Genomic DNA, 10,732 nt, shown 5'->3' with positions numbered 1-10,732 from the left:
GCGTCATATCGGGAATAAATATGGGCTGACGCCGCAGGAGTACCGCGTAAAATGGGGCTTGCCAGCCGACTACCCGATGGTCGCTCCCAGCTATGCCGAGGCGCGGTCAGTATTGGCAAAATCGATTGGGCTTGGGCGCAAGCCAGCGGCGGCCCCAGTCCCGGCCCCCGAGCCGGTTAAGCCAACCAGAGCGAAGCGTGTGACGAAGGCCAAGGCGTCAGCCTAACGGGCCCTATGCTGCCTTGCCGCGATCGCATTGCGCTCTGCGGCCGGGCCCTTGTGTCATTTCATCCAATTCGATCCGCGAATCCGATCGGACGGGTTGGACGGCACACCGCCAATGCGCTCTCTGAACCATGCAGCAGGGCGTGATGAGCACGGTGTTCTATTCGCACTGCACGAGAGCGTCGCTTAGCGCGGCGCGGCTTTTTGGCTAGAGCGCTGCGATCAACTGAAGCCATGAGATGCTGCCCTCATTCTCGGCCAAGCTGCTCGCCATGCATCGCCCGCCTTTAGTACTCGTGGAAGATCGCCTGGACGCCGCGGTCCCGGCACTTCTCTATGCCCATCCGGAGGCGGTCGTGCAATGCGACGACGCAAAGGCGTGCAGTTTTTCCGCCGCCAACCCTTGGGCCTCACACTGATCTATCATAACGCCGAGCGCGCCGAGGATGATGTCCTTCTTCTTAGCGTTGGGATGGACGGCCCTTACCGACTGATACAGCTCGTCGGATGAACCGGCGCTGTGAACCAAGCGCTGGAGCGTAAGGCGGATCTGAAACGGGCTATCTGCCACTCGAAGCTCCAATTTTCTCTGGCGACTCCGCAATTACAGGTTCGACGCCGCACTGGCATTCGATGCCAGGAAGCGCTTCGCTTCATCGACAAAGAGCAGCCACGTCGGCGTCTCCAAGCAGTTAACCCCTTGGAGATATGGCTCTAGCCCGACCCGTTCGGGAATGGAAAGATCAATCGGGCTATCAGGGTTCAGGCGACGCGAACGGCACATGGCACGCGCGATGCGGATAATCCGCGCCTGTTCAATGTGCCCGGCCGGAGTGTCCATTAAGCTGCCCGACAAGTTTGCGGCTTCTCGCATGTTACCCTGCGGCATTCTTTGGGGGGCGACTCCTGCGATATTTTTCGGACGGTTTTACGACATCGGCCGGTTTCATGGCCAGCTCGGCGGACTTCCAACAACCTTTCGAAACCGCTGGGCAGCTCGGCGGGCCAGATCGTGTTCGTTGTCAGCAAATTGAGCATGCTTTCGACGATCAGCTCAAGCCGCTCTTTGGCGGCCGTCTCGCCCCAGACCGCAAGGCCTCTGCTCGCCTTGACCCTCTTCCAGGCAAGCTCAAACGCAGCACTGGCACGGGCTACCTCAACAGGATCAGACAACGTCACGAACGGCATCTGCAGAACCTCCTTTGCTGTTGAAAGCTAACGCCGTTGAGCTTCCGGCTGACCGAGTGGGTGTCGTTGCCCGCTCGTCGGCACCAGCAAAATGTTCAGCGGCACGAATAAGCCAGTTGCTGATGAGCGCGCAGTGGGGCCTGCCGCTACTTTTGCTCACCGTCCTGAACAGCCGCAATTTCACGGGCAAGCGTCAGCACACGGCTGTTGGCCACCGCGAACGCCTTCGATCCTAGGCCGCCCTCTTGCGCATCCAGTGCCATAACAGCATCGCCGGCCGCCGAACGCAGCGCTTCGAACAGCTCCCGCAGATTCCGGTGCTAAACGACGTGACGTCGGACATAGACGCTCCAAACCATAAACCCGTCTCGCTGCCACGGACCTCTGACACCAGGCAACTTCACGGATCCGGGGCTGCCGGGAATTCCTTCGGCTCTCCCGCGGGTGCGACCGGTCCATCCGCGGCACGCATCCAACCGGAGAGCAGGCAGGCGCCGTTGCCGACGCCGGGCAGTCAACATGTGGGGGGCCGGTTGGTTCCGGCAATGGAAAGCCAAACTCCGTCCTTACATCAGGACAGACGCCGCAGGATCTCCGCATAGCGTTCAACCTCGGCGCGCAATGCCGCGACGGCGGCCTCGCCACGAACGCCCTTGACCCCGCGCTCCTCTCGATCGGAAGAGCCGGCCACCCCATCGAGAAAGGCGTTCCGCTTCGCGATCGGCATGGCCGTGATCGCCGCAATCTCGCACTCGTGCTTCCACTCCTCCGAAGAGATCGACACTTCGCGGCCAGCGAGATGAGAGAACGCTGAAGGCTGGTCGGCGCGGCGGGCGGGCATAAACACGATCTCCGAATCTGCCGGCAGCCAATCGCGGGAGGCGATTTGACTCAAGACGAATACCCGCGCTTTCCCCTGAATCTCTCACAGGCCATTCCCGCAACGGGTTGACTCGATCCCGGCATATGTTCTCATTATGTTCTTATCATTGGGAACGCAGTCATGTCAGCGCAGCCGGCCGATCAGCACGTCGATGACACATCGCTCGATGCCGAGATCACGGCATTGATCGGAGATCTGTTGGAAGAGCACGAAGGCTTCGAGCGGGCGGCGCTACGGGCGCTGGCGCGCAGCTATCTGTTCCTGCTGGCGGAAAGAGAGAGGCTGACCTTCGACGCCGATCGGTCGTGCTCGCGCGGCTTCCTGCGAGAGGCCTCTTTTCGGAAGGCGCGCGGCCGGAGGACGAAGCGTGATGGTGCAGCGATGCCCTATTCGCTCACGGTGCCGGCAAGCCGTTTCCGCCCTGTGCGGGGTGCCGGTCCCTCGCTGGCGATTCAGGTTGTCTTGGTTGACAGTGTTGACCGCATCCTCCATGTGTATCCTAGGAGAGAAGCGGAATGGTAGGTAGCCGAAGCACTGGCCTCAGCGGTGATCGGGCCGACAAGAAGATCCCTCAGGCCCAGTCCACCCAAAAAACGACCCTTCAGGCTCACACGGCAACGAGCGGGCTCTCGGTTCGCGAAAAGCGAATCCTGCAATGCCTCAAGCGAGGGCAGTCCAACAAGGAGATTGCCCGCAGCCTCGCAATCGCCGAAGTTACGGTGAAGGTTCATATCAAGCACATTGTGCGCAAGCTTCAAGTGCGGAACCGCATCCAGGCCGCAATCTGGGCGGCCAACCAGCTGGACTCACCGGCTTCACAGAAGACGTTTTCGGGATCGTTCGATACGGGGACCGTCATCAAAGTGGGCCCTATCGAATTTGTCGAGGCCACTGCCAGCACTATTGCCAAGAAGCTAACGGGAGTGCCTTCCAAAGAGCGCTTTGTCGTCGCCGCCGACCCGAAAGGATCGGTCACGCGATACCTTCGATACGGCAATGCAGCTCTTCTCAAGGGAACGCGACGACGCGGCATGCGACGTTATGCGATCGACGCTGCTGCCGACTTGTCTGAATTAACGTCTTCCTCTGCCGCGGCGGCCCCATCGGCCAAGCCCAGTGAGGACGCATACAAGCCGGACGGTCGGGCGCGCGCGATCCTAAGGTTTGCACGGATCGCCGAAGACACACTGCGACACGCCGGGGGCGCCTACGCGCTCGACGAAGTTATCGACCTGCTGAAAATCAGCAAGCAGGCGATCGCGAAGCGTGTCAAAGAGGGCACTCTGGTCGCGGTTCCAGGTCCTCATAATATGCGGTGCTATCCCACGTTCCAGTTCACTGGCGATGGCACTGTCGTGCGCGGGCTGAAGGAACTTCAGGAGGCGCTCCCGACGAAGAACGCCTGGACCGTTCTCAACTTCATCGTGACGCCCGATGACTACCTCAATGGCCGCAAGCCGATTGAGGTGCTCCGCGAAGGTCGCATCGAGGCTGCCGTTGCCGCCGCACATCGATACGGCGAGCAAGGTGCGTGAGCCCACTGCCGCCTGGAGATCTGGAAACTCGCAAGCCGATCCTTATTCAGGTCGCGGCGGCGACGCGCATCCATCGATTTTACACCGCAGCATACGAACCGATCTATTTCGACCGGTCCGATGCCGGCCGGCTCAATGACTGCGAGGGCAAATTCGGCGTCCTCTACGCCGCCGCGCGGCCAGACGGAGCGTTCGTAGAGACCTTTCTTCGAAAGCAGCTGCGCATGCTCGACGAGGGCTTCATTGCCAAGAAGGGCTATGTCGAGCTCGAGGTCCTGAGCGAACTCACGTTCATCAAGCTAGCCGGTCCAGGCTTGGCCCGGCTCGCCGCGACTGCCGCGGTCACGCATGCCGGCGAGCCATACGACATCCCGCAGCAATGGTCGCGCCGGCTCCATGACCTTCCACTTGCAGCAGACGGTATCGCCTACAATGCTCGTCACGATGACGAGGAGCTCTGCTACGCCATCTTCGAACGGGCCCAGCCGAAAGTAGCTGAGGCGCGCCGCGAACTCGACGTTCGGCAGGATTGGTTCTGGGATCTCATGGACAAATATGACATCGGCTACGGCACAGCCCCATAGCACCTAGGGGCATCGGCATGGCAAGAGCATTCACGCGCTAATCTATCGCCACGACACTTGGCCAAGCGCCACCTCGTGGCGCTGTCGGATCTGTTCGTACAGGTGCTGCGCCTGTGCCGGGTCGCGGGCCTCGTGCAGTTCGGGCATGTTGCGGTCGACGGGACCAAGCTCAAGGCCAACGCCTCGCGCCACAAGGCGATGAGCTATGGCCGGATGAAGACGACCGAGCCGGCGCTCGCTGCCGAGGTCGCGAACTGGCTGGCCCGCGCGAAGGAGATCGACACGGCCGAGGATCGTGAGCACGGCGAGAACCGGCGCGGGGACGAGATGCCGGGCTGGATGGCCGACAAACAGAGCCGGCTCGAGGCGATCCGCGCCGCCAGGGCCGCGCTCGAAACGGAAGCCGCCGATCCGCCCGATCCCGATGACGAGAGTGGGCCGGGCGCGTCATCGGGCATGCGCTGGCAAGGTCGTCCCCTGCGGAGGGAGGACGGCGGGCCGCCGGACCGGGCGCAGAAGAACTTCACCGATCCCGACAGCCGCATCCTGCCGACGCGCGATGGATTCATCCAGGGCTACAACGGCCAGATCGCGGTCGATGCGGCCCATCAGATCATCGTGGCGCATCGGCTCGTGACCACCTCGGCCGATTACCGGGCACTCGTTCCGCTCGTGGACGACGTCTCCGCCCATCTTGGACGCAAGCCGCGCGAGGCCTCGGGCGATGCGGGCTTTGCCACCGAGACCAACCTTGCCGCCCTGATGGAGCGCAAGATCAAGGCCTATCTGCCGCCGGGCCGGGCCCGCCATGGCGAGGCGCACGCCGCAGGGCGCCGCAAGCTCACGAAGATGCCGCTGATGAGCGCCATGGCGCAAACGCTCAAGCGGGCCGGGCGACGCAGCCGCTACCGCCTCAGAAAGCAGGTGGTCGAACCTGTCTTCGGTCAGATCAAGCAGGCCAGAGGCTTTCGCCAGTTCCTGCTACGCGGCCTCGTTCAGGTCAGAGCCGAGTGGGCCATGATCTGTACAGCACACAACCTCCTCAAGCTCGCAAAGGCGAGGACCTGAGCCAGATGGCTGCAACGATCCCAGCCCGCCAGGCTCAAAAATCCCGGAAATCGATTACTCGGACAGGCTCCTAGGTGTCGCTTCGGCGCTTCGGAGCAGAGTCGGCCTCGAGCTGCGCGATCAAGTGCTCACCCCAGCGAATGTCTTCCGCCATGGCGTGTCTTGCGCCGGCGGGATCGCGCCGCCGCAAGGCCGCCAGCACCTCGTGATGGCGATGCTCGCCTTCGCTGAGCTGGCGGCGCGGCGTGCGGTCGTGAAAGAGGCGCAGGAACGGTCCCATCAGGACCCACATGTTCTCGACGATCCCCTCGAGGATCGGCAGGCGGGCGACCCGCAGCAGGCGGAAGTGAAAGTTCCTATTGAGTAGGCTGGCGCGGCGAGGATCGTGTGCGGCAGCCGCGATGAATTCACGCTGCAACGCCGTGAGCTCTTCCAGTTCCTCATCGGTGATGATCTCCGCGGCGCGCTCGACGGCCGACCCCTCCAGCTCGATGCGGATCCGCTGGATTTCGCGCAGGTCGGTCGGGCTGAGCTGGGGCACGGAGATCGAGGTGGCAGCCCGCATTTCCAGCGCCCGCTCGCTCACGAGACGGAAAATCGCCTCGCGCACCGGCGTGATCGAGGTGCCGAAGGCTTCGGCGGTGCCGGCGATGGTCAGTCGCTCCCCGGGCGAGAACAGCCCCTCCATCAGCCCGCTGCGGAGCTGCGCATAGAGCTGCTCCGAGAGGTTCTTCTTCGCGCCCGGAGTTACCTGCATGGCTTTACTTTCCGGTCCTTCAGCCGGCCTCGACGAGTTCGATCATGATGCCGTTCGGGTCCCGCATATAGAGGCCCCTGAGGCCTTTAGCGATGCCTTCGGTGATCTCGGTCGTCTCGCCCTGTAGCGTGCCGCCATTGGCGAGAATCGCGGAGCGGATCGGCCCCAGCTCCTTTACGCGGATGCAGAGATGTGCGGCGCCGGGCGCGTTCGCGGCAGGTCTGACCGGATCCCCTTTTGGGGAGGCGAATTCGATGAACTCGATATGCGTGCCGAGACCGTAGAGATGCACCAGCCGGACGTCGGCGCCCGGCACCCCCATGAAACGGGCGATCCAGGGCTCGCTGCGGGTGCCGACCGGCCTGGCTTCGAAACCCATCACGCCTTGCCAGAAAGCGACCGAGGCTTCGATCGAGTGCGTGATGAAGCCGACGTGGTCGTAGCGCGCATTGTCCTCGGTGAGGCTCATTGAAAGGTTTCCTGGCGTGTCGCAAGAGCGGCGAGCCGCTCCCAGTCGAGCATGGTCGAGGCACCGGGGCGGTCGCCTGCGAGCGCCATGCCGCCCTCGATCGCCGGCCGGTCGAGCTCGAAGGCGTCGATCGGGTCGGCCCCGGTCTCTGGGAGAATCATCTCGATCGCCTGCACGGTCTCGAAGGCGAAGCCGAAATGCGCGTGCAGGGCCGGGAAGACGTGCGGAATGAGCGTGCGGTCTCGCATCGCCGCCAGGCTCGCGACTTCGATCAGTCCGTCCACGCCACCGCTCGCGCTGGCGTCCGGCCTCAGGATCGGCGCGATCTCGGCCAAATCGAGGAAGCCGTGCCGGTCGATCACGTCCTCGCCGACCGCGAGCGGCACGCCGAGCTTGCTCTGAAGGGCAGCGATCGCGCGCCACTGCGTGGGGGAGAACGGGTCTTCGACGAAGGTAGCGCCCATCGCCTCCGCGATCCGGCAGGTCGGCAGCGCCTCCTCAGGCGTTCGCCAAGACCAATGCGCGTCGACGCCGAAGCCGTGACCGGCTGGCAAGGCGTCGCGCGCCGCCCGCATGAGCGCCGCATCGATCGCGAGGTCGGTGCCGTCGATCATGATCTTGATCGTGCGGAAGCCTTGCGCCGCGAGCTCGGCGCATTGCGTGGCGATGCGTTCGGGGGTCGCGCCGTAGCCGATCACCGGCATCAACGGCACCTGCCGGCGTAGTCCGCCAAGCAAGGCCCAGAGCGGTTGGCCGAGCTGCCGGCAGAACGCGTCCCACATCGCGATGTTCACGAGGCTGACGCCGCGGATCAGGGCAGGCCGCCCGGCCGGCGCCGGACCGAGTCCGGCCTTGCGTACCGCCCCACGCATCGCCGCCTGCTGCCCGAGCGCAGAAGGAACCACGCGCGCGACGAGGTCGAACAGCGGCAGGCCACGCTCGAAACCGGTCGCGTGTCCCTCCGACCCGTCCGAGAAAACGAGCCGCAGCGAGACGTAGTCGCGAAAGCGGATTTCGTTGCGCCCGAGCGTGACCGGCCTGGGAAGAGGCACCCGGCACTGCATCAGCTCGGCGCGGGCGACATGGGGCGGCGTCGACAGACTCATTGCACGAGGCCTTGTCACATGAAGAGCCGTGGCACGATCAGCACGACCCAGGGCACGTAGGTGATGAGCATGAGGACGGCGACTAAGGCCAGCAGGAAGGGCCAACACTCGCGGACATACTCTTCCATCCGCGTCTTCGTGATCGCGAGGACGATGAACATCATGGTGCCGACTGGCGGCGTGAAGCCGGCAATTGTCAGGTTCACCGACATCACGATGCCGAAATGGACGAGATCGATGTTCATCGCCTTCACGGCCGGCACGAGGATCGGCGCCAACAGCACCATCGCGGCACCGCCCTCGAAGAAGAAGCCGACGATCAGCAGAAAGACATTGATGACCAGCAGCATCAGCCACGGGCTGCCGATATCGTGCACCAGCATATTGGTGACGGCGCTCGGGATCCCCTCCCAGGTCAGATAGGAACTGAACGCCATGGCGCCGCAGACGATGAACATGACGCTGGCGGTCGCTTCGACGGATTCCACCAGGATCGGGCGCAGATGCTCCCAGCGCAGCCGGCGATAGACGAAGACCCCCACGGCGAGCGCGTAGAGCACCGCGATCGCCCCGGCCTCGGTCGGCGTGAACACGCCGTAGCGCAGCCCGACCAGCAGGAAGATCGGCAGCATCAGCGCCCAGACGGATTCCCGGCAATGCAACCCGATTTCCGCCCAACTCGCCGCCGTGGTCCGTTCCGCGCCATAGCCGCGCCGGCGGGCGATGATCGAGACGGTGATCATCAGCGCCGCCATCAGGAGCAACCCCGGCACATAGCCGGCCAAGAACATCCGCGCGACCGAGACGTCGGCCATCAGCGCATAGAGGATCAGGATGATGCCGGGCGGAATGATCGGCGTGATCACCGAACTCGCCGCCGTCACGACCGTGGCGAAGCCCTTGGAATAGCCGTGCCGGATCATCTGCGGCACGATCGTCTTCGCGTCCATCGCGGCATCAGCGTTCGCCGAACCCGACAGGCCGCCCATCATCGCGCTCATCACGACGTTGATCTGCGCGAGCCCCCCGCGGACATGGCCGACCAGCAGGTTGGCGAGGCCGTACAGCTTCTCGGATATCCCCGAATAGTTGAACACCACCCCGGCGCAGGTGAAGAACGGGATCGCGAGATAGGGGAACGATTCCGTCGGCGACATCATGCTCTGCACCACGATCTCGATCGGCATCGTGTTGTTGATGAAGGTGTAGTAGATCGCGGTCGGGATGATCAGCGAGAAGCCGACCGGCACCCGCAGGAGCATCAGTGCGAACATCAGGATGACCGGGGCGAAGGACAGGAGCGTCATGGCGGCGATCCTTCAGATCTGGTCTGCGGCTTCGGCATAGTCGAGATCGCCGCCCGACAGGATCCGGCCGATGAAGATGGCGGAGTAGACGGCCATCAGCGCAAAGCCGACGGTCGAGGCCGCGTGGATGTAGGCGTAGGGCATCTGCAGATAGGCCGTGCGCCGTATCCAGCCGTCATCCACCAGCAGGATGCTGATGTAGACGAGGTAGCAGTTGGCCGCGAGCAGCAGCAGCAGCGTCAGAAACACCGTGGCGCGACGCAGGCCCGGCGGCATCATCTGGATGACGAAGTCGACCGCGATCATCACCCGTTTGCGGTACAGATAGGCGGTGCCGAGGAAGATCGTGTAGGCGAAGCCGAGATAGGAGATTTCCTCGGAGAACAGCAGCGATATTCCGGAGAGATAGCGCAGCAGGACGTTCGCGGTGACCATGACCAGCGTCAGCGCGAAGCCCGCGCAGGCGATCTTGAGCTCTAAGTCTCTGAGAATGACGGACATGGCGCCGATCCTGTCATAGCGAAGGAGATCGAAGAGCCCGCGGGCCGCGCCAGCGCGGCCCGCGGGAGCGCGGTGATGGAACGCTACTGAATGGCCTTCAGCATTTGGTCGTAGAGGCCGGGCGTCCACTCCGGAAAGGCCTTGGAGACATCGCGCGCCGCCTCGACGAAGGCCGTCTTGTCGACTTCGTTGAACTTGACGCCGTTGCTCTCGAGCTTGGCGCGGAATTCCTTCTCGATCTCCAGGATCTGCGTCGCACGCTGCTCCGGATAGGCGCGTCCTACCGTATCGATCGCCTGTCGCGCGACCTCCGGCAGGCCATCATAGACCTTCTGCGACATAACGATGGTCGTCGTCGCGACGAGGTGTCCGGTCAACGCGACGCGCTTCTTAGCCTCGTAGAGCTTTGCCGAATAGAGCAGCGACAGTGGCGATTCCGCCGCATCCGCGACACCTTGCGAAAGCGCCGAATAGACCTCGCTCCAGGCGGTGTTGGTCGGGTTGCCGCCGAGGGTCCTGGAAACCTCGTTCCACATCTTGGTCGGGGCGTTGCGGATCTTCATCCCGGCCGTGTCGGCGCGTGACCTGACCTCCTTGTCGGAGATCAGGTAGCGCGTGCCGAAATAGACGGCCGTGACGACCTTCAGCCCCTTCTTGTTGAGTTCGCCTTCGAGCTTGCGGCCGAGTTCCGACTTCCAGGCCTTCTCGATATCCTCCGGCTTCCTGAAGAGGAACGGGTGCATGAAGACTGCGTAATCCGGCACATAATTCGACAAATGGCTCGGGTCACAATCCTGCAGGATCGGCGCGCCGCGCGAGACCGCCTGGATCATGTCGGTCGTCTTGCCGAGCGCCTCGGAGGGCATGACCTCCACCTTCAGCGTCCCTTTCGAGGCGTCCTCGAGTTGCTTGGCGAATTGCTGCCAGAGCGGGAAATGCGCGTCCTGGTTGGAAACCACCATGTTCATGCGCAGCAGCGTCGGGGTCTGCGCGATGGCCGGCAGGGAGATCCCTGCCGCTCCGAGCCCGGCGGCAGAAAGGCCGGCTTTCAGCAGCATGCGCCGGGTGTTTCCCTTGGTATTGTCTGTCATTTGTCCCTCCCGTGGTCT

The 10,732-nt window shown here is 63.5% G+C and carries 13 protein-coding genes and 1 pseudogene; 5 read left to right on the top strand and 9 right to left on the bottom strand.

Features of this window, described 5'->3' with window-relative positions; all coding sequences use genetic code 11:
- Nucleotides 1-226, top strand: a 226-nt coding sequence (locus AC1DYU_RS22660) for a MucR family transcriptional regulator (protein WP_476793608.1), incomplete at its 5' end; no start/stop codon positions are given.
- 603 nt (nucleotides 227-829) lie between these two features.
- Here AC1DYU_RS22660 and AC1DYU_RS22655 read toward each other — a convergent pair.
- The 3 genes from AC1DYU_RS22655 to AC1DYU_RS22645 form a co-directional block, all read right to left on the bottom strand.
- Nucleotides 830-1,066: a hypothetical protein gene (locus tag AC1DYU_RS22655; protein WP_476793607.1), complete on the bottom strand. Its 237-nt coding sequence runs from the start codon at nucleotides 1,064-1,066 to the stop codon at nucleotides 830-832.
- Nucleotides 1,066-1,413, bottom strand: a complete 348-nt coding sequence (locus tag AC1DYU_RS22650) for a hypothetical protein (protein WP_476793606.1) — start codon at nucleotides 1,411-1,413, stop codon at nucleotides 1,066-1,068. Before AC1DYU_RS22650 ends, AC1DYU_RS22655 begins: the two co-directional genes overlap by 1 nt.
- 571 nt (nucleotides 1,414-1,984) lie before the next feature.
- Nucleotides 1,985-2,308, bottom strand: coding sequence for a DUF7696 family protein (locus AC1DYU_RS22645; protein WP_476793605.1), 324 nt, complete (start codon nucleotides 2,306-2,308; stop codon nucleotides 1,985-1,987).
- Between the two features lie 108 nt (nucleotides 2,309-2,416).
- On the opposite strand from AC1DYU_RS22645, the gene AC1DYU_RS22640 reads away from it, so the two are divergent.
- From AC1DYU_RS22640 to AC1DYU_RS22625, 4 genes and pseudogenes are all read left to right on the top strand, one after another.
- The gene (locus tag AC1DYU_RS22640) at nucleotides 2,417-2,818 is read left to right on the top strand and encodes a hypothetical protein (protein WP_476793604.1); all 402 of its coding nucleotides are present in this window, start codon (nucleotides 2,417-2,419) and stop codon (nucleotides 2,816-2,818) included.
- Nucleotides 2,812-3,831: a helix-turn-helix domain-containing protein gene (locus tag AC1DYU_RS22635; RefSeq protein ID WP_476793603.1), complete on the top strand. Its 1,020-nt coding sequence runs from the start codon at nucleotides 2,812-2,814 to the stop codon at nucleotides 3,829-3,831. Before AC1DYU_RS22640 ends, AC1DYU_RS22635 begins: the two co-directional genes overlap by 7 nt.
- Nucleotides 3,828-4,415 carry an RES family NAD+ phosphorylase gene (locus AC1DYU_RS22630; protein WP_476793602.1) on the top strand — a complete coding sequence of 196 codons (588 nt, stop codon included), beginning with the start codon at nucleotides 3,828-3,830 and terminating at the stop codon, nucleotides 4,413-4,415. Before AC1DYU_RS22635 ends, AC1DYU_RS22630 begins: the two co-directional genes overlap by 4 nt.
- 63 nt (nucleotides 4,416-4,478) lie before the next feature.
- Nucleotides 4,479-5,483: pseudogene (locus AC1DYU_RS22625) on the top strand (transposase); the annotation flags it as partial.
- Between the two features lie 70 nt (nucleotides 5,484-5,553).
- Here the strand turns inward: AC1DYU_RS22625 and AC1DYU_RS22620 are convergent.
- From AC1DYU_RS22620 to dctP, 6 genes are all read right to left on the bottom strand, one after another.
- Nucleotides 5,554-6,240 (bottom strand): GntR family transcriptional regulator, encoded by a 687-nt coding sequence (locus AC1DYU_RS22620; protein WP_476793601.1) that lies wholly within the window; start codon nucleotides 6,238-6,240, stop codon nucleotides 5,554-5,556.
- A 19-nt stretch (nucleotides 6,241-6,259) separates the two neighbouring features.
- A complete protein-coding gene (locus AC1DYU_RS22615) occupies nucleotides 6,260-6,709 on the bottom strand; it encodes a VOC family protein (RefSeq protein WP_476793600.1) in 450 nt (149 codons plus the stop codon).
- Nucleotides 6,706-7,815, bottom strand: a complete 1,110-nt coding sequence (locus AC1DYU_RS22610) for a mandelate racemase/muconate lactonizing enzyme family protein (protein ID WP_476793599.1) — start codon at nucleotides 7,813-7,815, stop codon at nucleotides 6,706-6,708. The genes AC1DYU_RS22615 and AC1DYU_RS22610 overlap by 4 nt, the downstream gene beginning before the upstream one ends.
- 14 nt (nucleotides 7,816-7,829) lie before the next feature.
- Nucleotides 7,830-9,122, bottom strand: a complete 1,293-nt coding sequence (locus AC1DYU_RS22605; protein ID WP_476793598.1) for a TRAP transporter large permease — start codon at nucleotides 9,120-9,122, stop codon at nucleotides 7,830-7,832.
- A gap of 12 nt (nucleotides 9,123-9,134) precedes the next feature.
- Nucleotides 9,135-9,623: a TRAP transporter small permease gene (locus tag AC1DYU_RS22600; RefSeq protein ID WP_476793597.1), complete on the bottom strand. Its 489-nt coding sequence runs from the start codon at nucleotides 9,621-9,623 to the stop codon at nucleotides 9,135-9,137.
- 83 nt (nucleotides 9,624-9,706) lie between these two features.
- A complete protein-coding gene (gene dctP, locus AC1DYU_RS22595) occupies nucleotides 9,707-10,714 on the bottom strand; it encodes a TRAP transporter substrate-binding protein DctP (RefSeq protein ID WP_476793596.1) in 1,008 nt (335 codons plus the stop codon).
- Nucleotides 10,715-10,732: the final 18 nt, after the last annotated feature.

This window comes from Allobosea sp. P2_B12 (assembly GCF_056404835.1).
The sequence above is the reverse complement of the archived record's forward strand: the minus strand, read 5'-3'. Positions and strand labels throughout refer to the sequence as shown.

Excerpts from the sequence above, each read along its gene's own strand:
- AC1DYU_RS22635 (WP_476793603.1), top strand. The coding sequence starts at position 2,812 with ATGGTAGGTAGCCGAAGCACTGGCCTCAGCGGTGATCGGGCCGACAAG.
- AC1DYU_RS22620 (WP_476793601.1), bottom strand. The coding sequence starts at position 6,240 with ATGCAGGTAACTCCGGGCGCGAAGAAGAACCTCTCGGAGCAGCTCTAT.
- AC1DYU_RS22615 (WP_476793600.1), bottom strand. The coding sequence starts at position 6,709 with ATGAGCCTCACCGAGGACAATGCGCGCTACGACCACGTCGGCTTCATC.
- AC1DYU_RS22600 (WP_476793597.1), bottom strand. The coding sequence starts at position 9,623 with ATGTCCGTCATTCTCAGAGACTTAGAGCTCAAGATCGCCTGCGCGGGC.
- AC1DYU_RS22605 (WP_476793598.1), bottom strand. The coding sequence starts at position 9,122 with ATGACGCTCCTGTCCTTCGCCCCGGTCATCCTGATGTTCGCACTGATG.
- AC1DYU_RS22655 (WP_476793607.1), bottom strand. The coding sequence starts at position 1,066 with ATGGACACTCCGGCCGGGCACATTGAACAGGCGCGGATTATCCGCATC.
- AC1DYU_RS22650 (WP_476793606.1), bottom strand. The coding sequence starts at position 1,413 with ATGCCGTTCGTGACGTTGTCTGATCCTGTTGAGGTAGCCCGTGCCAGT.
- AC1DYU_RS22610 (WP_476793599.1), bottom strand. The coding sequence starts at position 7,815 with ATGAGTCTGTCGACGCCGCCCCATGTCGCCCGCGCCGAGCTGATGCAG.
- dctP (WP_476793596.1), bottom strand. The coding sequence starts at position 10,714 with ATGACAGACAATACCAAGGGAAACACCCGGCGCATGCTGCTGAAAGCC.
- AC1DYU_RS22640 (WP_476793604.1), top strand. The coding sequence starts at position 2,417 with ATGTCAGCGCAGCCGGCCGATCAGCACGTCGATGACACATCGCTCGAT.